Origin of the sequence: Stieleria marina, assembly GCA_007741555.1 — a bacterium.
Taxonomy (GTDB): Bacteria; Planctomycetota; Planctomycetia; order Pirellulales; family Pirellulaceae; genus K23-9.
This window is the reverse complement of sequence record CP036526.1, coordinates 3076685-3101034: the sequence shown is the minus strand read 5'-3', so window position 1 is coordinate 3101034 and position 24350 is coordinate 3076685. Positions and strand designations below refer to the sequence as shown.

Below are 24350 nucleotides of genomic sequence, written 5' to 3'. Positions count from 1 at the left end.
TGATAGACAAACCCATGGCCTACCCCAGAATCGCTAGCCTGAAGACTTACGCCGATTTCGTCGCACGTCTCGATGAACTCGGAATCACCTTGCCTTGCGACGCCGACGTTATGTCAGGCAACGACAGCGTCCTGTCGCAGTCGAACGTCGTGGACGGCATGAACATCGGCAATCGCTTTTGCATTTTGCCGATGGAAGGCTGGGATGGGACACGCGAAGGCAAACCAACCGATCTGACGCGGCGACGCTGGCACAACTTTGGAATCAGTGGTGCCAAATTGATTTGGGGCGGCGAAGCCGTCGCAGTCCGGCAGGACGGTCGTGCCAATCCCAACCAAGTGATGATCAATGACCAGAACTTGAATGCAATCGAATCTCTCCGCACAGAATTGTTTGACAAACACGCTGAGCGCTTCGGCAAAACCGATGACCTAGTCGTTGGGCTCCAGCTGACTCATTCCGGCCGGTTCGCGAGGCCAAACGACAAGTCGAAAGCAGAACCGCGGCCCGCGCAGCGCAACGAGGCCCTAGACAAAAAGCTGGGCATCAAAGATGACTCGGCCATGCTTACCGACGATGAGCTTTCGACGCTGATCGATGATTTTGTCGCTGCCGCTGTTTTGGCTGACAAAGCGGGATTCACTTTTGTGGACATCAAGCATTGCCATGGATACCTCGGCCACGAATTGCTGAGCGGTGTTGACCGCCCGGGTAAGTTCGGTGGGTCATTTGAGAATCGAACTCGCTTTTTGCGAGACATCGTTGCCGGGATTCGCGCGACGGCGCCCAATATGAAGTTCGCGGTTCGCGTCAGCATTTTCGATTTCTTTCCGTTCAAACCGGGCGATGACAAGGTCGGCGTCCCTGACCCGCTTAGCGATCCCCGGCTTGAATTTGGAGGTGACGGATCGGGAATGGGCATCGATTTGACGGAACCATCAAAATTCATGGCACTGCTGAAAGAGCTTGGCATTGCATTGGTTTGTACAACCGCGGGCAGTCCATACTACAATCCGCACATTCAACGACCGGCTTATTTTCCTCCCAGCGATGGCTACCAGCCACCAGAAGATCCTTTGGTCGGTGTGGCACGTCAGATTCATGCGACTGCGGAACTGAAACGTCAGCATCCCGATCTGTTTTTCGTCGGGTCCGGATACACCTACCTGCAAGACTGGTTGCCCGGAGTTGCCCAAGCGGTCGCCTCTCAGGGAATGGTAGACAGTGTGGGCTTAGGAAGAATGGTCCTGTCGTACCCCGACATGCCCGCAGACATTTTGTCCGGCGACATCATGAGTCGCAAGAAGATCTGCCGCACGTTTAGCGACTGCACGACCGCACCGCGGAACGGAATCATCAGCGGCTGCTATCCGTTGGACCCGTTCTACAAAGCCATGCCAGAACGAGCCGCGTTGAACGAGATTAAGAAAGCCAGCGTGTAAATCCTGTGCTTCAAAAAAAGCGACAGCAGACGATCTAGAGCCGGTCGAAACCCAATCAAGTTCGCCGGCTGACTTGGAAATCGCTGATCAACGTAGAATCGCCGGTCGACCTAGAATCGCCGGTCGACCTAGAATCGCCGGTCGACAGCGAATTTAGCGATCGCTCTGAGACACTCTTTTGCTGCCGAATCTTGCAAAACATCCAGAGCACTGACCGCAGTCGCTTGGAAACGCGTCGCTGTATCAGACGTGTATTGCTTGGCGTCGCACCGATCCAACCACGGGCGAATTTTTTCGATTCGCTGCTCGCTTGGGCCCGTGATGATCGAAACGATCTCGTCGCGGTCTTCATCCGAGCAGGTGTCGAGCAATCGGATCAAGGGCAGCGTCATCTTGCCCTGTTCCAGATCGGTTCCCAGTGTCTTGCCGACAGTCTGGTCGTCGCCCCATAGATCCAAGTAGTCATCTGCAATTTGAAAAGCGATTCCGATCGAATTTCCAAACTCCGCTAGAGCGTCAACCACTTCGTCACTGCCACCCGCGTGCCTCGCCCCCATCCGACAAGCAACGCTACAGAGTTCAGCTGTCTTGCCACGGAGAATATCCAGGTAGGTTTCTTCGTCCAGATCGATCGTGTCGCGATCCAGCACTTGGCGAAGCTCACCGACACAAACATTTTTTGCCGCGTCGCCAATCCAGCGACACGCTTGAACGTCATCCAGCGTGGCCGTCAAACGGAAGGCCTGAGCAAACAAAAAATCACCAAGTAAAATACTGGTGTGATTGTCGTGCAACGCATTAATCGTCGGCACATGGCGCCGTGTCGTTGCTTCGTCCAGCACATCGTCGTGAATCAGTGTGGCGGTATGCACCATTTCGATCACGGTCCCAAGCACCACATGGGTCTGGTTGACTTGCCCCACCGCAGTAGCCGCCAGTAGCAACATCGCAGGACGGAGCCGCTTGCCGCCCAACTGAGTCCCATGACGCAGAAGCGGAACGAGCGACTCGTAGGGGCTCTGCAGTTGCTCGTTCAACTGTTTTTCGATCTCGCCTAACGCCTGGGCAATCGGGCCATACAGATGCTCCAGCACGGCCTGCGAAGCGTCCTGCGGCTGAGCCATGTTGGCCGCGTTAGGGTTGGCCGCGATCCGGTTGGCAGCGATAGGATGTGCGTCGGAGGCAATCGACTCGCACGCCCGGTGGCCGTTGTTGACATTGTTTCGCGAGGTCGCTTCGGTACGCATCGTCGACGTCGAATCCATCTCGAACAGCTCAAGTGAATGGGAGTTTCTTGTGCCTCGGCTCCAATGATCCAAGGCATCTCAAACGGATGATTTGTGGTAGAAGCGAACAGACCAAGCAAATCGCAAATTCAGGCCCAAAAACTTCCCCCACTTCGTATCCGATTAACCGAGTTTCGCTAACCCCCGATAACATTCGCAAATACGGAAACAGCCTACGGCAGGGTCTTTCGGACGAATTCCCCGGATTTACCACCTGATTTTTCTTCCAAGACAACCCGGTGAATCTCCAGCCCACGGTCAACGGACTTCACCATGTCGTAGACCGTCAGAGCCGCCACTGACGCTGCCGTCATCGCTTCCATCTCGACGCCCGTTCGCCCGGTCGTTCCCACCGTGACCCGGCAGCGTAGCCGAATGCGATCGATCCATTCGAATTCGACGGCGACCGATTCGATCGGGATGCTGTGACAAAGTGGAATCAGTTGCTGCGTCAGCTTTGTCGCCTGAATCGCGGCAATCCGAGCTACGGACAGAACGTCCCCCTTGGATGCCGTCCCCGAACGTATCAGGTCCGCCGTGGCAGCCAACATCACCAGCTCCGACGAAGCGATCGCCTGGCGAAACGTCGGTGGCTTATCAGAAACATCGACCATGTGCACGTTGCCTTGGTCGTCGAAGTGAGAGGGTGAAGACAAGATACTTCTCAGTCGAAAAGGCAGACGAGCGGACAAACAGGAGTTTAGCGGGGCATCGTTCACTGTAGCGATGTCGCTGCCAAGGGAAAATAAGGCCGTAAAGCTCGCTTGCCTCTTGCGCAACAAAAAACCTCACACGTGATTACACGTGTGAGGCAGATTGTTATCTAAAGCGATCGAATCGATTACTGATTCAGCTGCTCTTCGATCGTTTCGTTGGCGGACTTGGTACCCAGAGCACCCCACAATCCATAGGGACTCTTCGATCCGGGAGAGCGAGAACCAGTCAGACCAAGGCGAACTCCACCGGCACGACGATCGCCAGCTTCGACTGCGTCAGTCATGAACACGACAGCACCGTCACCCATCAGGATGTGAGCACCACCTTGGTGATTACTGCTTGGAGGACAAGTTCCAGGGGCATCTTCCCATGATCCGATACACATTTCTGCGTTGGGTGGAAGAACCGTGTAAACCTGAGTCACAGCGGCACGGAAGTTAGCCCAGCTGCCACCGCGAGTGTTGCGGTTGTCAGTGGTCAACTGCGCAGGTGTCGAACACGTTCCGCCACCGTTACACCAGTACGTAGGTCGCTCTGGATCGATTTGATTCAGGTCGGCACAGTACGAAGGGTTGTCGTTGATATCGTTTCCACCGTTCTGCTCCCAAGAAAGCGACGAACGAATGTCACGGTCACCAAGGTCGGTTTTGATCTCAGCCATTGCGATCGTGTTGGACAGTCCATCGAGGATGTCCCGGAATTTCGCAGCCTTGCGAACTTGGAAGAATCCACGGTTCGATGCGCGGGATGCACTGTGGTTCCAACCAGCAGTGTGATTCGCCAACGTCCCAGTCTTGTGAGCGTTGCTCCAGTCGCTGACCGAATCGCCCATACAAGCTCCGTAGTTCGTCCGGCCTAGAGCTGGAAGTCCAACACCGGGATCGCTTGGGCAACGGAACGTAGGAATCTCAGTCGACCAAGGCTTGTAACCAGGATCAGCTGAGAAGTTACGAGGGCTTGGACCCATCGCAGGCCATCGCTGAGGACCGGTCAAATTCGTGCTAGCTGGAACAGCTCCACCCGTAACCGTCTCGGAGCTTGGGTTGGAGATTGAACTCCACAGTCCTTGCTGCTCGATGAACGGAGTCAAACCAACCAAAGCACTCAACGTTTCTTTGCTGGCGTCGTTACCAGTTTCCCACCAGTTCGTTGTATTGATACCGATGCCGGTACCCGTACCTTGGATCGGCAACTGCTTGTATGCCGAGTGGTAGTTGTGGATTGCCAATCCGATGTTCTTGAAATTATTGCTGCAACTCATGCGTCGAGCGGCTTCGCGAGCTGCTTGAACAGCAGGCAGTAGCAACCCAACCAGAATTCCGATAATCGCGATGACCACCAGCAATTCAACCAGTGTAAAACCCCGTGACTTCATTCTGGGAGAACCCATAAAAACACCTCAAACACTTTCATCAATGTGGAAAAAACAACCTCTGAAGTAACGGTCAAACCGGTTTCGACAAAGGAGAGATAACAGGCACAATACTTGTCTTCAGTAGTTAAAGCGTTCTTTGACTTCCAAAGGATCGCCTAATCTTGTGATTTGCAGAAAATACCCGCATGATTTAACGATTAACGGAAGGGCAGACACCCCCCACCCTCCATTTGGAAGGGGGACGACTCTCTCATTTGCGAAAGGCTTTTCGCAAAGGCATAAATCACATTTCGAACGACAACGCACTGCAGTCAAGCGAACACGATCCACACTGCGAAACACTTTTCGCACAACGCGCTAAAGAGTAAGTCCATCGCCAAATGCTAGACAAATCGCTGCTACTAAACGCCGAAATTAGTTGCCGCCTTGTCCCTTCATCGCTTCGTTCATTGCCTTGTTGTAGGCTTCGTCATCGATGCCTTCCATCGCGCTGCCGTCACCGCTTTCTTGGGGTGCTTCAACAACGCTTGATTCGCTTCCGCCACAACCTGGCAACACAAAACAAACCGTAGCGCAGAACAGCATCAGGCATGCAATCTTCTTCATGATCAGACAGATCTTTCTACCAAGAGGAGGAGCGGGCTAAGCAAAGTTAGCCAGGAAGGGAGCGCCATCCTTGATCAGCAAAACGCGAACGATCACCGATTGGATGTTACCTACTCAGGTGCATTCTAATTACGCAATCCCCAGCGAAGTAGTTCGCTCGCGAATCAATCGCTCACAAGAACAATACGAGTCGATTGGCAGGATTGATCGAAGGCAAAGAAACAATTCCCGAAAGATAGCGGTCAAATTTCCTCGCGTCACTCGGCAATCTCTGACCAAACATCCTGCTGACCTTGAACAATCAGTAACCGCTGATTGACCGAGACATCCGCAAACGTTTGCTGCTCGCCCGAAACCCAATTCACTTCGATCGAATCGATCTTGTCGACTCGACCGAGACCGAAATCTAGCATCGTTTCATCTGAGCAAAGGTATCCGTTGCCCGCCGCGACCCAACTTGTGAATTGCTGACCGCCTGCAGTGACAACAACGCGCGTTCCAGTTGCTGCCCGTTCGCACTGGGTCCCAACCAAAACCAACTGAAGCGAGGCACCTTGTTTGATGGTGCGACTTTCTAACAACGCATAGGGCGCGTCCAAGTGGCCGACAACCAGATCTAAATCTTGATCCCGATCAAAATCAAATTTGGCGACCGAGCGACCCACGTAATTTCCTTGCAGATAGTCCGAATCGCCGGCAACCGGCGGCGAGACAAACCCGCTTTCCTGATTGAGAATGACCTGTGGCGGCATTGCAAATTTTCCCCCACGGCTGCGTTGATCAAATACGTGGCCGTTGCTGATGAAAAAATCGATCCATCCGTCGCGATTAAAATCGATCGCCTTGGTGCCGAACCCAACGTAGGGAAACGTCAACGCGTCCAACTGGTACTGTCTAGCTCGATCAGTGAATACGCCGCTGTTACCTTGCAAAAAAAGGTTGTTCGACTCGTCGGAAAAGTTCGTGATACTTAGATCAATGCGACCATCACGATTAAAATCGCCGGACGCGATGCCCATGCATGAATCGCTAAAACCACGCCAACCAAACGCCAGCCCAGATGGGGCCGCGATGTTGCTGACCGTCGATCCATCGAAACCAACCAGCAGATGATTGGGACGCGCGTCGTTGCTAATGAAAACCTCATTGCGACCGTCGGCATCAGTATCAGTCACGATCAAACCGAGCGCGGTTGCGGGTTCGATGGCTTCACGATCGAGAGATCGTATTTTAAAATCCCCATCGCCAAGGTTTTGATACCAGCGATCTACTTCGGCATAAAAATCATTCGGTCCCGGCATCACCTCGCGACCACTTTCGTCTTCCTCTGGCAATCGAAAACCACCTTCCATTTCCACATAGACGCCTTCGAAAATTTCAGGGCGTGCGTCTCCGGTTAAATCGGCGATCGCGACCGAACTGGTGAACTGAGGCGATGCTGGCCCCAGGGTCGTCGTCGCATCGTGGAAGGTTCCGTCTCCGTTGTTGATCAAAAGCTTGTTGTCGCCGAGCGCCCCAAGGTATAGGTCAACAAAGCCGTCTTGATTCACATCCCCCGCGGCGATGCCGACTGAGTAGTGAAAATCAGCGGCTCCGGCAGACTCCGTCTGATCGATAAATCGTCCGCCGATATTTCGGAAGTACTGGTTTGATCGGGTGCAATTCTCCAAAGGCGGCTCGCCTGACCCTTGGCCCATATACAGATCGGGCCATCCGTCTCGGTCGTAGTCGCCCACCGCGATGGCACCGCCCATAAACTCATGAAGTGGGATGGACTTCAAATCGATCTCGGGGGCGTGATACCACTGAAACACAAGCCCTTTTTCGGTGGCCACGTTTTTCAGATCAGGTTCAACAAGTTGCGGAGGCAATCGATTTCCAGAAAGGCCGCCCGGATCATCGCTGGCGTCGGCAGCGGCCTGCGATTCAGCTGCTAGCTTCTGTATCGCGTCGTCCATTTCAAGTTCATCTCGATTGATCTGGGCAATCGCAACTTCACTTGCCATGCTGCTCGTTTCAGGCTTGCTGCGCAGGAAAGCCAACTGCTGCCGAAGACTCGTCGCCTTTGCCTGATTGCCTGGCGGCAAATCCAATAGGGCCCATCCAATCGCCTCGAACGGGCGCCCGAGGTCGACTAGCATTTCTGGCAAACCAACTGTCAACTCTGGCTGCGGCTGATCCAGCGACAGTCGTTTGGCTAAGCTCTTCAACTCAGCATTGCGAATGGCATGTTCGCGTATCGTTGCAGCGTCTTCACGTCGCTCCAGTGCATCCAATACGCGTGCCAAGCGATGGCAAGCGTCATCATCCGTCGGGTCGATATAGATCGCTTCCAACAACGCTCGCGACGAAGCTTCAAATCGCTGCTGATCAAAAAACACAATTCCAAGAGCGACCCAGTAATCGCTGAACGCCTGCGTCTCTTTGTTAGTCTGACCGTACCAATGATTGACTTCGTCGGTCGCCTGACTCTCGGCCAGCAAGCGTCCGTAGAGAGCTCGCGCCGCGTCGGACTGGAATTCCGCGCTGGCTTCTTTGGAAAGATGCTCCAGAGCTTTTTTGAATTCCCCCTGTGAGAAATACCAACGGGCGGTTCCGAGCCCGGGGTAGAAAAAATCCGCGGGCGTGTCAGTGCCAATCGCAAGTGGAAAGGAATCCCCGCGGCGAATCAGCGAGATGAGCAACTTTCGATTGAGATAACCTTCGCGACACATTTGGTCGGCCTGCTGACAGGCTTCTTGCCGACGTCCAAAACGATTCAGCAACGCCCAGAGTTGCTGACGCCAGCTGGCGATTTGGCCACGGGCGACCGAACTGCGTTTCACTGCTTTGCCAAGTTCATCGATCGCATCGCCGGGACGCCCCAGTTCCAACTGCAATTGCAACGTCAGATTGACTGCCTCGACACTTTGAGCGGATTCGCTCCCTACGGACTGAGCCAATTCCAACGCGGTTTCGCGGTCACCTTTTGCCTGATGGACTCGACTAGCAAGCAGCAAGATTTCGGAGTCGCCCGGACGCTCGATAAGTTTCTGCGAAATCAGATCGGACGCCGAATCAAAATCACCACGCTTTAAGAACGCCACTATTTTTTCAGAAACCGATCCCGATTGATCGCGGATCTGATCATCGACTGTCGTCGCCTGCCCAGAATTCTCCTGCCCAGAATCCTCTTGGCCAGTCGACGTGGCGACAGCGTCTGCAGAAGGTTCGTCCGACTGCCGACACCCCGGCACCACTGCCAGGCATAGAACCACGATGCACCAGCAACTTCCGCAGGCAGCATGTCGCATTACAAGATTTGCAACCATATTCATTGCGGAAAAACGTCCCATTACAGGGGAGGTGTCGAGGAACAACAAACAAGAATCCAGCCTTTGCGAACGAACACTGCTTGCTTGCAGACTGCTTGCCTACTAACCGTCAACCCAAACGGATTGCCCGGATCGCAACCGGTTGCTCGATTCGTAAACTAAGCACTTCCAAAAGACGCGTCTGACGGCGCACTCTCGCAAGCCCGGCAGCGTAACATTTCACGTTAGCCGGTGGCAGTCGCTGCAAACTGGATGACTAGCATCGGTTGGGCTCGATCTTATCTGATCCAAAATCGGATCGCCGTCTGATTGGCAAACCATTTCCTCGACCTGATCCATCGGCTCGTCTGCCATCCAGAATCCAACGCTTGCCCCCGATCACCGTTGTGATTCGCTGCTTGCAGCACCTACGCGACGGACCTATCTTCACATTGTTGGCTGGACTGTTTTTAATTCCCCATTCGTATGCGGTGTTGGTGTTCGGATTTGCCATTGCTCGCAAACGAGTCGCTTCAAGTAGAAGTCCTGAACCAACCACGGCGACACTTCGTACCAAAAGCTTCCCCAGACTTTGAACGCATGATCTATCAAACAGCGCTGCCCCCTGTTGCCTGGCAAATTACGTTCACGTTATGCCTGTGTACGCTGCTTTGCGGTTGCGATCGTTCAGCGAAAGACAACGCCGCTGATTCGGCGGACAACCTGGAATTGACGACAGCGGCGGAGCCGGTCGAGCTAAAGATTCCTGATTCTGGTGCGGTCAACGCCGCTGCCGCGGCAAACAACGCTGACGGCCCTTCGCACAGCCAACCGCAGACCATGCCTGGCGACACCGACGGCACTCCTGCAACGCAGCCAGAGACGCCAGCGAAGCCCAACCTGCTAACAATCGCCGCCGCCCCAGCCACCCCTCAAGAACCATCCGCCGCCCAATTACGGGACTATGCGTTGAGTGCGTTGGAGCAAGGCGACGATGATGTTGCATTTGAAGCGGTGCGGCAAGTCAATCGGTTGGCTCCTGATCATCCCGAGTCAATCTTTCTTCATGCTCTGGTGCTCGGTGACCGCCATCGTTACCACGAAGCCATCAAGATCCTGGACGACCTTTCCATTAAAACGCCCGCGACGCGATTACCATCGCTGGGACAAACCGCCGAATGGATGGTACTAGCGGGCAACTACAACGAAGCGGAAGCTCGGTACCGAGCAATCCTGGCCGAAGCTCCTCGGTCGGAAATGGTTCACCACCACCTTGGCAAATTGCTCTTGAAAGTGGGCAAACGAAACGATGCCCCTCTGCACTTCAATCTGCTCGCCCAGATCGGGAGCCTAGATCAGCTTGAACTTCGCTCACTCATTCGTTTGTCGAAACCCTTTCCGCAAGACGCCAATACAGTTGCCCTCGAACCACTGACCCCGCTGGCCAAGGCTCAAGCCGAACTCAGCCGCGATCAGAAAAGCGAAGCATTGGCGATACTTGAATCCGTGGACGTGCTCAGCGATGCGGAGGCTTCTTTACTTGCGCGAATCCGAGCAACGGAGAAAGATTTTGATGCCGTCAAATCGTGGGCAGAAAAACACCAAATAACCGCAAAGGACGCTGATGGCTGGTTTGCGACCGGATGTTTGGCTCTAAACGAAAATGACAGCACCAAAGCAATTCAGTGCTTCTCGAAAACACTGCTAATCAATGCAACCGATGCAGAAGCGTACGAATTTCTGAGCAAATCTCTTCTCGCTGCTGGTGATGACGCAACAGCCAAGGAAGCGAAGACACGGGCTAAGCTGTTGCGGCGAAGTCAAGAACTGGGGGCCGCACTAGCCATCAATGACACAAACGATCGCCCGTTGATTGCTGAGCTGGTCAAATTACTGAAACAACTTAATCGCCCGCTGGAAATGTACGGGTGGATCAACGTCGATCTCGTTCACGCAGTAACCGACGGCACGATGACAGAGCCTCAGGCACAGGCTGCATTTGAGGAAATGGGACGGCAAAGACAACAGGTCGTCCAGGCAGGCAATCACATCGCTGCCCCTTCATTCATCCTTTGCGGTCTCAGTGTCGACAACGTTGCGGGATCGGCGAATAACGAGTGAAACGACTCACCGATTCAATTTGCAGAACGATTTGCCCAACGCGTCGGTTTCCAACCGCTTGGAAACGTCTTTCCACTGCAACGAAGCAACGTGTTCGATGACCGCACAAAAAAAACCTCACACGCATTGCTACGTGTGAGGCAAATTTGAATTTCAGCCAACTTCAGCAGACTACTGGTTCAACTGTTCTTCGATGGTTTCGCCACTAGCCTTGGTGCCAAGAGCACCCCACAGACCGTAAGGGCTCTTCGATCCAGGTGATCGTGGACCAGTCTGTCCCAACCGAACACCACCAGCACGACGATCACCGGATTCAACCGAGTCCGTCATGAAGACGACCGCACCGTCGCCCATCAAAATGTGAGCTCCGCCTTGGTGATTACTTGATGGAGGACAAGTGCCCGGGCCATCTAGCCAGTTCGCACTGCACATTTCTGCGTTAGGTGGCAGAACTGTGAACACGCCGGTTACCAATGCACGGTGATGAGACCACGTGCCGCCGCGAGTGTCACGACCGCTGGCAACAATCCGCGAAGGGTTGGTACATCCGGGTCCACCGTTGCACCAATACGTAGGGCGCTCGGGGTCGATTTCACCAGCATCTTGACACAACGATGGGTTGTCATGGTGAGCCTGGCTACCTTGACCGATCCACGAAATCGCAGATCGAATGTCACGGTCACCAAGGTCAGTCTTGATTTCGCCCATCGCGATCGTGTTGGACAGTCCGTCAAGAATATCACGGAACTTAGTCGCTTTGCGGTGCATGAACATACCGCGATTAACCGACTGAGCTGCACTGTGAGACCAGCCGCCTGAGGTCGTCAGGTTGCCGTTCTTGAAACTGTTGTGCCATGTGCTGATTGAATCGCCCAAGCACAATCCATAGTTGGTCCGTCCAAGTGCCGGAAGTCCGACGCCTGGATCGCTAGGACAACGGAAAGTAGGGATTTCGGTCGACCAAGGAATGTATCCGACACCGGTATCGAAGTTCCGTGGGCTTGGTCCCATCGCTGGCCATCTTGCTGGCGCAGTTAGACCAGTGTTAGCTGGCGGAGCATTTCCAGACACCGTTTCAGTCATTGGATTGGAGATCGAACTCCACAGACCTTGCTGTTCGATGAACGGGGTGATTCCGACTAGGCCACTCAAAGTCTCCTTGCCCGCGTCGTTACCAAGCTGCCACCAGTTCGGACTGTTCAGTCCAATGCCGGTACCGGTGCCGTGGATAGGCATCTGTTTGTAAGCAGAATGATAGTTGTGAATCGCCAACCCAATGTTCTTGAAGTTGTTACTGCAACTCATCCGTCGTGCTGCTTCACGTGCTGCTTGAACGGCTGGCAATAGCAAGCCGACAAGAATGCCGATGATCGCAATGACCACCAACAGTTCCACGAGGGTAAAACCCCGCGACCTCGATTTGAGGGAACTCATAAAATACCTCTTCTCTACTAAAACAAAAGGAAAACAAAACAGTAAAACCCGCCGTCCATCCGTTACGTAGGACCGCAGGGTAAAAGCCTGCACAAATTTCTCTACTAAAGCGTCAATAATCTAACGAATTCAACGCGTGAAATCAAAAAACAGGCAAAAACAGGCAAAAACATCGCGTTTTGGCATCGATTCGCCAAGATTCTCAGCCAAACACCGAACTTATATGCCACCTTTCGTGAGCTGATGATCGGTGTCTGCCTCTCGCTGGCAGTCAAATTTCCTTGATCAAATCCCATAGATCATGCACATCGTTACGCTGCGCGATGCCATCAAAGAGCCGAATTAATTGCCCTGCTGTTTCATCGATTCATTCATGGCTTTGTTGTATTCTTCGTCGCTCATGCCTTCCATCGCGGATCCGTCACTTGTTTCGGCGGGTGCTTCGATCACTTGCGATTCGTTCCCTCCACAACCGGAGATCGAGAAACAAAGTGTAAAACACAGCAACAGGTAAAAAGGAGCTTTCTTCATGACTTGCATTCCCAAAACAGAATTCTGAGGGGGGGGGGACGAACTTAGCGCAAACTCAATACGGTGAGACTAAAAACTAACGCTCAATTCATGGACAACAATCGTCTCGAGCAAAAGTCTAACAGCTACCACAGCCCAACTGTTGCAACAGCCCAGCTCCGGCAAGCTATGAAAAACGAAAACTGTACAGGAAGTGAGTCACGTCACGGCGCCATAACCAACGAGCATTCGCGCAGTGCCCAGCGAACACTCGCGCATTGCCACTGAACTATTTTCACTGGCTCTGGCAGCCAACCCTGGCATGATCGCCCAAACCGCCGCCGCTTGAACCGACCGTAGCGACGACGTTACTACGGTGTGCGATCGAGCCAAACTTCGTCTTGGCCTTCAACGACGAGATAACGTTCGTTGGCGGCGATATCACGAAAAGTCTGCGAATAACCCCCGGCCCAGTAAACTTCAATGGAGTCGACCTTCGCTGCTGATCCGATCCCCAAGTCGATGACAGGATCATCCGAACAGAGAAACCCGTTTCCGGCAGTCACCCAATCGGTAAACGACTCACCCCTTGCCGTTACAACAACACGCGTGCCGATCGCATCGCGTTCGCAATCCGTCCCGACAAACGCTAACTGCACCGCATTCCCCTGCGCGGTAGTGCTGTTGTCTAGCAACGCGGCAGGCACATCCAAATGACCAACGATCAGGTCCACATCTAGATCGCGATCGAAATCAATCTTTGCCACGCTACGACCGACGACTTTCTTTGCGCAATATCTCTCTGGGTCCGACGCAGAGACGGCCACAAACTGATTGGCATGATTGAGAAAGATTTGCGGAGGCATCTGAAACTCTTTGCCGCGAAAGCGTTCGTCGAAGACATGCCCGTTGGTAGTGAAAAAATCGAGCCATCCGTCTCGATTAAAATCGACCGCTTTGATACCGAACCCAAGATAGGATTCTGACAAATCCCCCAGGCCGTACCGGGTAGCAAAGTCGCCGTAGACGCCTGCGTCACTTTGCAAAAAATAGTTATTGGGTTCGTCTTGAAAATTAGTAATGTGAAAATCCAGACGCCCGTCGCGATTGAAGTCCCCCGACGCAATTCCCATGCACGAATTGCTGAACCCACGAAAACCGAACGCCAGCCCCAATGGTCCGGCACCGTTGCGAATAGGCGGCGTGCCGAAACCACTCAGAAGGTGATTCGGACGCGCGTCGTTGCTGACCAAAACATCGTTGCTGCCGTCAGCATCGATGTCTGTGATCACGATTCCCAATGAAGTCCCCGGTTCGATTCGTTCACGATCAATCGATCGAGCTTGGAATTTCTCTTCGCCTTGATTGGCGTACCAACGATCGACTTCCGCGTAAAATTCGTTTGGGCTAGGTGCCACTTCTTTTCCGTCCGCAGCTCGATCGGGCAGACGAAACGCGTCGTCCATTTCGACGTACACGCCTTCGAATAAATCGGGCAAACCATTGCCCGTCAAATCTGCGATTGCGACCGACGAAGTAAATTGACCAGACGGTTCGCCTAAAGAATCCGACGAATCACGAAAGGTGCCGTCACCGTTGTTGATCAAAAGACGATTACCACCCAATGCCCCTAAATAGAGGTCCGGAAATCCGTCCTGGTTGACATCACCGGCGGCAATTCCGGATGAATAGCTGTCGTCCTGAGCAACCGCAGCGACGGTCACATCCGCGAAATGACCGTTTCTGTTTCGAAACAGCTGATTGGATCGCGTGCTGCGTCCCGATGGCGGGTCCCCCGATCCTTGGCCAAAATAAACGTCTGGAAACCCGTCGCGATCGAAATCGCAAACGCAAATTCCGCCGCCAAGCATCTCGTGAAGGGGGATCGATGCCAGATCAATCTCCTTGGCATGATACCACTGAAAAACGAGCCCTCTCTCTTGCGCCACGTCGTCTAATTTCGGCTCGATCATTGATGGTGATGATCGATCGAGACCAGCGTTCGGCGGTACTTTCTGACTTTGGGAAATACTTGATGCCAGGAACTCCGCTGCGCCGTCCATCGAAAAATCATCGCGATCAATCTGCGTCATCGCGACTTCACTCGCCATGTTGATCGCCTCGACTTTGCTCCGCAAAAACTCGCGTTGTTGCTGCAGACTCTGACGCTTGGCATCGTTGCCTGGAGGAAGATCGACCAACGACCAACCGATCGATTCAAATGGACGGCCGAGTGTTAGCAACATCTCTGGGAGATCATCAGTCAACTCTGGTTGTGGCTGATTCAGCGACAGTTGCTTCAAGCGATTTTTGAGCTTGGCATCAAGAATCCCATGCTCCCGCATATGAAGCGAATCGTCTCTCCGATCCAGTGCCGCTAGAACGCGTGCCAACCGGTGGCAGAGATCATCATCGGTGGGATCGATCGACACAGCCTGACAAAGAGCAAACGCGGACGCACTGAGCTCTTGCTGGTCGAACAGGAAAATCCCCATTGCCGCCCAGTAGTCACTGAACTTGCGGGTTTCTTCATCGCAGCCATCGTGCCACGAAGGAATTTCGTCATTCGCCTGCGTCTCTGCCAACAATCGCCCGTAAAGGGCTCGCGCCGCAGAAGATTCAAAATCGGCCTTCTGTTCCTTCAGATACTCTAGCGCCTGTTCATACTTTCCTTGCGAAAACGACCAGCGTGCATGCCCCAGTCCTGGATAAAAATGCTTGCTGGGAGAGTCACTATTCAAAACAATCGGAAACGAATCGTTACGCCGGAGCAGCGAAATCAAAAGCTGGCGATTGATGTAGCCTGCACGACAGAGGACATCGGCGTGTGCAGATGCTTCCTGCCGCCGCCCCAGTCGATTCAGTAGAGCCCACAACTGCTGTCTCCAAAGAACTGCCTGCGCGCCTGGCATCGCCCCCTGATTCAGTGCACGATTGATTCTCTGAATTGCCAGCTTCGGTTCGTTGGCTTCCAAGTACAACTGCACCAGCACGTTGGTTGCATCAACGCTTGCCGCCGATTTGATTGGGATCGATTCAGCCAATTCGATGGCTGTCTGCTGATTACCTCGAGCCCGCTCGATACGACTTGTCAACAAAATCGATGCAACGTCATCTGGAAACCGAATCAACTGCTGCGACATCAGCTCGAAAGCGGATTCAAGTTCGCCTTTCGCAAGCAACTCTGCGGCCGCCGCCAATGCCTGCGACGCATCGGATGCCTCGTCCTTGGCTGCAAACTCCAGCGGAACGGGAGTGGTTTTCGCTGAAGAATCCTGAGCTGCCTGATTCGGCTGGATTGTTTTCGCCGGGCGACTCTCCGAGTCCCCGCAACCGAACAAGAGTGCCGACAAAAACAATGGAATCACGTTACTTGCGTGCAAATCGCTGAGCCGGAACACCGATTTTCGCACCGACTGACGCAAATTCGATTTCTTCCACGATGTTACCGTTGCCGGAGATTGGTAAGGCATCTTGATCACTGATCCAAAACGCGAATCCAGTGGTCGTGAAATTTGATCCCCTGACTTTGGTCGACCTTGGGCATATGGCATCCGATGCAATCCGTCGTCGCGTTAACGGGGCAAATCACGTGCGTCGAATCATCCTGATCATGGCACTGGATGCAATTTTTAACGTGGTCAATTTTGCTACCGCTGCCATGAACTGATTCATGCGGATTGTGACACGTCGTGCAACGTAATTCGCCATCGGATTCCAAATAACATTTACTGCGAAGCATACCGACGGGCTGGAAACGAACCAGCTGGTCAGGGTAGTCTCGCAACTCTTGTTGCGTGATGCTACGTGGCAGGCGGTGGCAATCACCGCAAAGTTGGATTTCGGACTCGGCATCCCAGTCGGCCCTTCCCACGGAAAAAGGCGGCGGGGTTTCGCTCTGACGGGCCAACGCGACATGCTGACTACCAGGGCCGTGACATTTCTCGCAATCAACCTGAGACATCAAGTCAGCGACTCGCCCTTGATCAAATTTAAAAGTCGTCGTGTGGCAATACACGCACCGCTCCAGTGGCACCCCAGTCACACCAGCGCCGTACTTTTCTCGATCATTTGCAGGTTCTTTCTTGTCGTGGCCCACGGTGATGCCAAGTCGATCGTCGTGATAACAACTGACGCGGTGTTCGATGCCCACGGTCTGACCGTCGTCATCAGTACTTAGCGTCAAAAACGTCTCCGCATTGTGCCCCGACCCCAACACATACTGAATCGGAAAGGGAGCTTGCGAGGCGTCTTCTTTGATGGTCGCGATCAGCTCACCTGCCTCATTCTTCTTGTACGAATACGTACCAAAACCTTCGCCAGCATCGAATTCCTGCCCGTCAAAGACATCGGGCACGTCCGTTTCTTCCATCGCAAAAAACGTCGAAGCATGACCGTGCTGCAAGTGCTTCTTCAGATTCTCGTGGTGGCACTCCCCGCAGACCTGCCGGCCCACATAGGTCGGTGCAGCATTCTCCGCCAGCTCAGAATCTTTCGCGTTACCCTTCGCTGCTGTATCAGCGGTTTCTTGAACAGGAAACACCACCGTGTTTACCATTTCGCCGGAGTCTGACGGCGTGATTTCGCCGCGAAACAACACGTCGTAGTTAACGACCACAATCATGCACGCGATTGACATGAAAAGTAAAACGATCGTTCGGTGCTTCTTCAACGCTTCGGTCCTGACAAATTTTCGTTAGCGGTTAGTCAAACGGGAGTCCGTGTTAATGCGAACTGAAAACAGGTCCGCCGTCAGCTCTGTAGATTAGCACGAATCGCTGCGACGATTATCAACCAAAAAACGCGCAACCACGGATTACTTTGATTCAAACAATGTAAACACGGTCTCGTCGCCTTCGACGATCAAGATTCGGCGATCCACGGAAATCGACGAAAACACTTGTCGTGTTCCAGAAGGCCAGTCGACGACCACTTCATCAAGAACCGTATTCTCTCCGACACCAAAACACACCGCGTCTTCGTTATGGCAGAGGTATCCGTCCCCGGCGATGACCCAGTCGGTCCATTCTTGACCGCCGCCGCGCAAGCGGATTCGTGCCCCGGTACTATCGCGTTCGCTCTTTGTTCCGACAAGTTGTAGTTGCAGCCAGTGATTCTTGGTCGGCGTCTGATTCAGTAACAATGCGGTGGGTTGTTCGATGTGAGTGACGACCAAATCGTTTTTGCCATCTCGGTTAAAATCAAGTTTCGCCATGGTTCGCCCCAAGTGCGTTGAACTCCAATAGTCCGACGCATCGTCCACTTCCGCGATTTCGAACCGCCCCCCCAGGTTACGAAACAACTGCGGAAGCTGTTCAAACGGCGACGTGTTTGAAACGGCATCGTCGATATGCCCATTGGTGACTGCCAAATCTCGCAGACCGTTATTGTCATAGTCGATCGCTTGAGTCCCGAAACCAAGCATGTCGTGACTGTCTTTGCCCAACTGGTACAAGATGCTGCGATCCTGAAACGTGCCCTGATTGTTCAAATAGAGACTGACGTTTTCTCCGGCAAAATTCGTGACGTGAATATCAATCGTTCCGTTATTCTGAAAATCACTCGCAGCGACTCCCATCGCCGCCGTCGCAGCACCGCTGTAGCTAAATGCACACCCGCGCACCAGCGCCTCGTTATCCCATTTTCCCTCTGCGGTTCGTCGCCATAGACAGTTTGCGTACATGTCATTGGCAGTGAAGACTTCCGCCCCCGGCTGGCCATCAAAATCCGCGATGATCACCCCAAGCGTTGTGCTGTCATGTGAAAGATCGGCTGACCATCGCCTTTCATTCGATCCTCCAGCACCATCATTTACGATCAGCTGATCCGGGCCCGGCCTGTACTTGCTGGGCAGGATCGGTGACAACGGTTTTCCCGACTCGTCCGTCTCTGGTTTCAGCAACATCTGCGGATCATCAACGTAGTTGGCTTGATAAATGTCAGGCAAACCGTCATCGGTCAGGTCCGCCATCGCAACAGACGACGGTACCCGATTTAGGTGATCGACCGCTCCCATCGATCGTCTGTTAAACGTGCCGTCACCATTGTTGATCAACAATTCACTGCTGCCGATATTGTTGATCACAAGGTCGCTGAACCCGTCTTGGTTCCAATCTCCGGATGTCACGCCGATCGTGTATGCAAAATCAGAAGCATCCGCTGACTGCGTGGCATCGACCAGCAAACCGTCGACGTTGCGGTAGAGTTGATCGGTTTGATCCCCCTTGAATTCGGGAGGATCGCAGCCACCTTGAGCCAAGTACAAGTCAACGTTTCCATCCAAATCGTAGTCACTTACAGCGACGCCGCCACCAAGCATCTGATAGACGGCAAAACCGATCTTCACCGGATCCTTTGCCACCGCGTACTGGTGTTTAAGACCAACTGCCTGTGCAATATTGGCCAACGATGCAGGCGTGATCGCGGAGTCGCTCGGCGGACCGGAGGCGAATTTTGCAGGGCCATCCGAAGACGCAACGCCTTTGATGTCCGGCAACGCGTACTTGGTTAGGTCAAGTCCGCACCACCGAGACGCGGGCGACGCAAACATTTGTCCGTCGGAAACAAGTTGCCGCTGAAGATTGCCCAATTTCGTTCGCTCGGAAGCGGGTGAATTTCGGTAGTGCTGCTCTAATGCTCGCCAAAGAACCGCTTCTAGCCGGCGGTCAATCACTTCCAACGCGGACGCTAATTCTGCGATCGAGTCCGGGTCCGGTATTTTGGTCGCCGCAACGATGTTGTTGACTCGCAAGGTTTCCCAGATCTGCACCCAGCGTTGAATAAATCGATTGGCCGTTTGGTCATCCTTTATCGCCAAAAACGCGTAACGGATTCGGCCAAGCGATTGGACATCCGTCGGGTCGCGCTGAATCGCTTCGGCGAGTGCGCGGATGGCTTGATTGAATTTTCGCTGATCGATCAAGTAAGCGCCGACGGCCGCCCAATACTCTGCGCACTGCTGAACTTGATCGTCGGCCTGCGAGTACCACTGCAGGAAACGCTCGTTGTCCTGAGCTTCGGCGGTCGCCAAACCGTAGAGTGCGACCACCGTGGGCGCAGCGGTTCCATCGGCCACCGAATCCTCCAACAGTGCAATGACATCGGCGTATTGCTTGTCGTCAAAACTCTTCCGGGCTTGTCCCGAAGCCCCAATCGGCCAGTACGGTCGCTCACCGGCTTGCAGGGTTTCTGCCGTGGATGGGTCGTCGTACATTGCATCGCTCAGTGCCATCAGCGAATGCAGTTCGTCCTGGCGAACATCTCCCAACTTGCACAGTTCGTGAACATACTCGGCTGCTTCGTGCCGACGTCCTTGCCGATTGCGTAGATAGGCCAGCTGCCGCAGAGCCTGCGCGGCCTGGGGAACCAAGGTCAAGACTTTCTCGTAATGTCGCGCCGCCTCGTCGTACCGCTTCAACTGAAAACACCAATCAGCGGATTGCCCCAAAGCCGGTAAACCTGCCTGGGGATGCTCCGGCGGAATTTCAGCGAGCAGTTCGATCGCTTTGGGCAAGTCGCCCGCAAGCGCTGCCACGTTTGCCAATCTGAACAAGATCTCTGCATCCGTCGGATCGGCCACCAACAGCTTTTGAAGCTCAGTTTCCGCACCGGCAAAGTCCCCTTGGGAAACAAAAGCGTCCGCGTTTGCGATCTTGACTTCGCGATCCATCGACGGCGTGTCGACCGAATCGTCCAAACGCTTTGGTTCAGCATCTTGATCCGCCGCACTTTTGTCCGTCGGATCAACAATCGCTGCCGGGTCGTCCGTTTGAGATGCCCGCGGACTTACCGCGGGTGTCGACGAATCCGAAGATCCACATCCGGGAATTGTGACAGCGACAACGATGCTAGCCAAAGCAGTCAATACGAGGGATGCGATCTTGTTCAACACTTTGGCCCGGTCAGGGATGGCAAAAAACACGGGGATGGCGGGATCGGGATGGCAATCAGTCAATTGCCAACTCAAACGCTCAGTCCATTCTGAAGCAAGCGAGCGATCGGGACAACATTGCGAATTTGCCATCCCAGTGATTGCGTCGATCTATCCGGCCCTGGAGCCACGCGTGTCGCAAAGCGTTTTCTCCAAAGGCGGGCCGATTTGGAAATGCAGTTTTGAGTCCGCGAAAACCCGCTCAGTTGTTGAAACACGATTGCAGGTCGCCTATCTTGAGGCCGCTAGTTTGGTGAGATCCCTCGTGGAATGCGATCTTGGGAAGCATCTTTTGGCTGAGGTTTTAGGCTGGCAAGTCGTCGATCTTTTCTTCGCGACGACTCCATCCGTACTGTCCGACTGCGACACAAGAGTTTTGTTCAAAGCTCTCAAACAAACACGGCAACTACTCCCGGTCCAATCTGGACGACTTCAACCTGACACAGCGTTTGCCGTCTGTGGAATCGATACGAGTGCCGAATGAGAATGTTCAAACGCGTCGATCTTCTGGCAATCTTCCTTCTGGCAATCTTCTCGTGTGTTGCGATCGTGCTTGGCTGCAGTTCCGACGCACCTCCCAGCCACGGTGGTTCGGCTAGCAGCCAGACCTCGACAGATGCAAACAACAATTCGTCGGACTTGGTTGACAACTCTGCAAAGCCGAAGAACTCGGCAGCGGAGCCAAGCGATCGTTCCAACGACACCAGCGCCGCTATCGCAGAAACTGCACCCGACAATCGCGTGCGTGTGATTTTAAGAGCGAACGAACTTCAGGAAGCGAACAAGCTCTCCGAATCATATGACGAGCTGAAAACGCTGTTGATCTGTGACCCGGCGGATGCCGAAGTTCTTTTCCGCATGGCCACATTAGCCAACGCCATGGGAGAGACAGCCAACGCTATCGAATTGCTAGGAGCGGTCCCCGCAGATCATCCCGACGCTGGCTTGGCGGCACTGGGACAGTCAGCGGATTGGTGCATGATGCTGCACCGGTACGACGACGCCGAAGCACGATACGAACAAATCCTGGAACAAGTTCCCGATGCGATTCCGGCCTTGCGTCCGCTAGCCTTTTTGCTCAATCGCCAAGGCCGTCGACACGAAGCGTCCCATCTGATTCGCAAACTTTGTCTGCAAGGCAACGTGACTCAGGACGAACTGCATTCGCTGATCGCGATTGGCGACGCGATGTACACCGAACCGCCGCCCGAACAACCTTCCACCGACACACCAGCGAAACAGCAAAGTGGTCGCAACTACTACCCCATCGCACCCTGCGGTCACGCCCGGCGGGCTTTTCACGATCTGGATTTTGCTCGCGTCATCGAATTGCTGAAACCTGTCATCGACGACTCGACCGCGCCGCCAGCGATGATTGCGTTGTTTGGTCGGGCTGCTGCCGAGAACCAAGACGATGCGATGCTGGCGTTCTGGTTCAAGAGTCTTACGCCGGAAGTGACGGAATTCGCCGACTATTGGGCGACCTTGGGCGTCCTGGACCTGATGTCACAAAACTACGGTTCCGCAGCACGCGCGCTTGGTGAAGCACTGCGACGCGACCCGACCGACATGGCTTCCGTCAGCCGCATGCGACAAGCACTCGGTTCATTGGACCAAGAAGACGATGCCGAGCGTTGGTTTGATCGTTGGACCAAGCTGCGGGCTGCTTTGGACGCGAACAATTTGGTTGCGAAGAACGCCAACCCAGACCCTTCCGCGGTCGAACAACTCGCCGCCGCCTTGGAGGATTTGGATCGTCCCTTGGAAGCGATCTTGTGGCGAGCAAGAATTGCGGGCGGCAAAAAAGGCGAACACAGCATGGCGTCGTTGAACGAACAACGCTTAGCGTTATTAGTCAAAGGAAATTCGTTTCCCGATCTTTCGTCAAATCTGTGCGGCTTGGATTTGCAACAGTATCCGTTGCCCGACCAGAGCAACATCGCGTCGGCAAACGCCACGCAAGAATCCGATCGTAACGGCCTAGCCAACGGCCAGATTTTCGCTGCCGCGTTTTCCAACGTCGCCAGCGAAATTGATTTGCATCACACGTATCGCGTCGCCAGCGTCGCGCAATCGACTCGATTCGCAATCTATCAATCGCTTGGTGGCGGAGTTGCTGTATTGGATTACGACCTGGACGGGCTTCCTGATCTGTATTTTGCACAAGGTGCAGCAGATCCTCCACAATTCAAAAACAACAAGCCGAATCAACTGTACCGCAACCTGTCAAAACACGTCGCCGACACGACAAACTTGGCAGGCGTGCGCGGTTCGCGCTATACGCTGGGCGTGACGGCCGGCGACTGGAACCAAGATGGTTTCGATGACATTGCTGTTGCAAGCATCGGGTCCTGTCTCTTGTTGCTTAACAACGGCGACGGAACGTATTCCGAGCGTCGCGTCCAACAACCGCCCAATCCGAATCGCATTCCGGCTTCCATTGCGATTGCAGATGCCACCGGAGACAACTTGCCCGATGTGGTGCAGCTCGGCTACATCAACGACCCCAACGTGTCCCAGAAGTCCCCCGTCGACGCGGATGGCAACGTGGTGACCACGATCGGACCCAGCAAGTTTGCTGCTGCGATTGACCACTTGTTTGTAAACCAGGGGGACGGAACGTTTGTGTTCCGTGGTTTGAGCGACAAAGCCAGTGCGCGGCCAGGACTGGGACTGGTGATCGCTAATTTTGACGGCATTGGCAGCGGCGATGACCTTTCCTGCAACGAGATTTTTATCGGCAACGACACGAGACCCAACCGCTTGTGGAAATTGAAACCCATAGGCCACGACCACGACGATCTGGCAACTGCCCTGGGATGTGCCTACGGATTCAGCGGAGGTGCGACCGGTGCGATGGGAATAGCCGTCGGTGATTTTGACCAAAACCAAAAGATAGATCTGCACGTCACCAATTACGAAAATGAAAACGCGAACCTATTCATGACGAAAGGCCGCTCGTTTCAAGATCGCAACCGCCAGTACAAATTGGGCAAGTCTTCAAAACTGCTGGTCGGTTTTGGCACACAAACCATCGACCACGACAATGATGGAGACGAGGACTTGGTCGTTGCAAACGGGCATCTGGACAACGCAAAAAGCATCCGAGGCACCTACGCACAGCCGATGCAACTTTTCTGCAACGTCGGCAACGAATTTCGCCTGAGCGAGGTCGAGGACCCGTCTGGGTTTTGGGCCGACTCGCACGTTGGGCGCGGACTTGCGACGCTTGATTTCAATCGCGATGGACAAACGGACGTGGTCGTCACCCAAATCGAACGACCATCGGCGCTACTGGTCAATGAAGGCAAACTGGGACACCATTGGCTGCAAATCGTTTTGGCGGGCACAACCAGTGAACGAGACGCGATCGGTGCACAAATCGAGATCCAGTTTGGTGACCGCACGTCGGTGGTGTGGAACGTCGGCGGTGACGGCTATTTATGTCGAAACGAACAGGTCTGTAGCTTTGGATTAGGACAGGCCACGCAAGTTGACCAACTACGTGTGCGTTGGCCCCACGGACAGACGCAGACGTTTGACAACCCGCCGATCGATCACCGAGTGTTGGCGATCGAATCGGATCCGAATCTCTTTGTGCTTGATTGACCACGCTGGAGATGCGTCAATCAAGCC

The 24350-nt window shown here is 54.0% G+C and carries 13 protein-coding genes; 3 read left to right on the top strand and 10 right to left on the bottom strand.

The annotated features are described in order from the left end of the window. Positions 1 to 14 precede the first annotated feature (14 nt). The gene (locus K239x_RS10800) at positions 15 to 1442 is read left to right on the top strand and encodes an oxidoreductase (protein ID WP_145417812.1); all 1428 of its coding nucleotides are present in this window, start codon (positions 15 to 17) and stop codon (positions 1440 to 1442) included. Positions 1443 to 1570: 128 nt separating this feature from the next. Here K239x_RS10800 and K239x_RS10795 read toward each other — a convergent pair whose 3' ends face one another. From K239x_RS10795 to K239x_RS10775, 5 genes are all read right to left on the bottom strand, one after another. Continuing rightward, positions 1571 to 2707 carry a polyprenyl synthetase family protein gene (locus K239x_RS10795; RefSeq protein ID WP_419189921.1) on the bottom strand — a complete coding sequence of 379 codons (1137 nt, stop codon included), beginning with the start codon at positions 2705 to 2707 and terminating at the stop codon, positions 1571 to 1573. Positions 2708 to 2901: 194 nt separating this feature from the next. Then, positions 2902 to 3342 carry a cyclic pyranopterin monophosphate synthase MoaC gene (gene moaC, locus K239x_RS10790; protein ID WP_419190078.1) on the bottom strand — a complete coding sequence of 147 codons (441 nt, stop codon included), beginning with the start codon at positions 3340 to 3342 and terminating at the stop codon, positions 2902 to 2904. Between the two features lie 227 nt (positions 3343 to 3569). After that, positions 3570 to 4835: a DUF1559 domain-containing protein gene (locus K239x_RS10785; RefSeq protein ID WP_145417810.1), complete on the bottom strand. Its 1266-nt coding sequence runs from the start codon at positions 4833 to 4835 to the stop codon at positions 3570 to 3572. A 399-nt stretch (positions 4836 to 5234) separates the two neighbouring features. After that, on the bottom strand, positions 5235 to 5426 hold the full coding sequence (locus K239x_RS10780) for a hypothetical protein (protein WP_145417808.1): 192 nt from the start codon (positions 5424 to 5426) through the stop codon (positions 5235 to 5237). Between the two features lie 257 nt (positions 5427 to 5683). Then, entirely contained in the window at positions 5684 to 8761 is a 3078-nt protein-coding gene (locus tag K239x_RS10775; RefSeq protein ID WP_145417806.1) for a CRTAC1 family protein, read from the bottom strand. 558 nt (positions 8762 to 9319) lie between these two features. On the opposite strand from K239x_RS10775, the gene K239x_RS10770 reads away from it, so the two are divergent. Then, positions 9320 to 10840 (top strand): tetratricopeptide repeat protein, encoded by a 1521-nt coding sequence (locus tag K239x_RS10770; protein ID WP_145417804.1) that lies wholly within the window; start codon positions 9320 to 9322, stop codon positions 10838 to 10840. A gap of 171 nt (positions 10841 to 11011) precedes the next feature. On the opposite strand, the gene K239x_RS10765 is transcribed toward K239x_RS10770, so the two are convergent. The 5 genes from K239x_RS10765 to K239x_RS10745 all read right to left on the bottom strand — a co-directional run bounded on the left by K239x_RS10765 (position 11012) and on the right by K239x_RS10745 (position 20738). Further along, positions 11012 to 12274, bottom strand: coding sequence for a DUF1559 domain-containing protein (locus K239x_RS10765; protein WP_145417802.1), 1263 nt, complete (start codon positions 12272 to 12274; stop codon positions 11012 to 11014). 342 nt (positions 12275 to 12616) lie between these two features. Continuing rightward, positions 12617 to 12805, bottom strand: coding sequence for an outer membrane protein assembly factor BamD (locus tag K239x_RS10760; RefSeq protein ID WP_145417801.1), 189 nt, complete (start codon positions 12803 to 12805; stop codon positions 12617 to 12619). Between the two features lie 350 nt (positions 12806 to 13155). Continuing rightward, positions 13156 to 16257: a CRTAC1 family protein gene (locus K239x_RS10755; protein ID WP_419189920.1), complete on the bottom strand. Its 3102-nt coding sequence runs from the start codon at positions 16255 to 16257 to the stop codon at positions 13156 to 13158. A 5-nt stretch (positions 16258 to 16262) separates the two neighbouring features. Beyond that, positions 16263 to 17456, bottom strand: coding sequence for a multiheme c-type cytochrome (locus K239x_RS10750; protein WP_145417799.1), 1194 nt, complete (start codon positions 17454 to 17456; stop codon positions 16263 to 16265). Between the two features lie 144 nt (positions 17457 to 17600). Next, on the bottom strand, positions 17601 to 20738 hold the full coding sequence (locus tag K239x_RS10745) for a CRTAC1 family protein (RefSeq protein WP_419189919.1): 3138 nt from the start codon (positions 20736 to 20738) through the stop codon (positions 17601 to 17603). 456 nt (positions 20739 to 21194) lie between these two features. Here K239x_RS10745 and K239x_RS10740 point away from each other — a divergent pair, with 456 nt between their 5' ends. After that, positions 21195 to 24323, top strand: a complete 3129-nt coding sequence (locus K239x_RS10740) for a CRTAC1 family protein (RefSeq protein WP_145417797.1) — start codon at positions 21195 to 21197, stop codon at positions 24321 to 24323. The last annotated feature ends 27 nt before the right edge of the window (positions 24324 to 24350 follow it).

What these genes read in the sequence shown, in the direction of transcription:
- K239x_RS10775 (WP_145417806.1), bottom strand. Translation starts at nt 8,761, where the DNA reads ATGGGACGTTTTTCCGCAATGAATATGGTTGCAAATCTTGTAATGCGA.
- K239x_RS10785 (WP_145417810.1), bottom strand. Translation starts at nt 4,835, where the DNA reads ATGGGTTCTCCCAGAATGAAGTCACGGGGTTTTACACTGGTTGAATTG.
- K239x_RS10795 (WP_419189921.1), bottom strand. Translation starts at nt 2,707, where the DNA reads ATGGATTCGACGTCGACGATGCGTACCGAAGCGACCTCGCGAAACAAT.
- K239x_RS10755 (WP_419189920.1), bottom strand. Translation starts at nt 16,257, where the DNA reads ATGCCTTACCAATCTCCGGCAACGGTAACATCGTGGAAGAAATCGAAT.
- K239x_RS10780 (WP_145417808.1), bottom strand. Translation starts at nt 5,426, where the DNA reads ATGAAGAAGATTGCATGCCTGATGCTGTTCTGCGCTACGGTTTGTTTT.
- K239x_RS10770 (WP_145417804.1), top strand. Translation starts at nt 9,320, where the DNA reads ATGATCTATCAAACAGCGCTGCCCCCTGTTGCCTGGCAAATTACGTTC.
- K239x_RS10740 (WP_145417797.1), top strand. Translation starts at nt 21,195, where the DNA reads ATGAGAATGTTCAAACGCGTCGATCTTCTGGCAATCTTCCTTCTGGCA.
- K239x_RS10800 (WP_145417812.1), top strand. Translation starts at nt 15, where the DNA reads ATGGCCTACCCCAGAATCGCTAGCCTGAAGACTTACGCCGATTTCGTC.
- K239x_RS10760 (WP_145417801.1), bottom strand. Translation starts at nt 12,805, where the DNA reads ATGAAGAAAGCTCCTTTTTACCTGTTGCTGTGTTTTACACTTTGTTTC.
- K239x_RS10765 (WP_145417802.1), bottom strand. Translation starts at nt 12,274, where the DNA reads ATGAGTTCCCTCAAATCGAGGTCGCGGGGTTTTACCCTCGTGGAACTG.
- moaC (WP_419190078.1), bottom strand. Translation starts at nt 3,342, where the DNA reads ATGGTCGATGTTTCTGATAAGCCACCGACGTTTCGCCAGGCGATCGCT.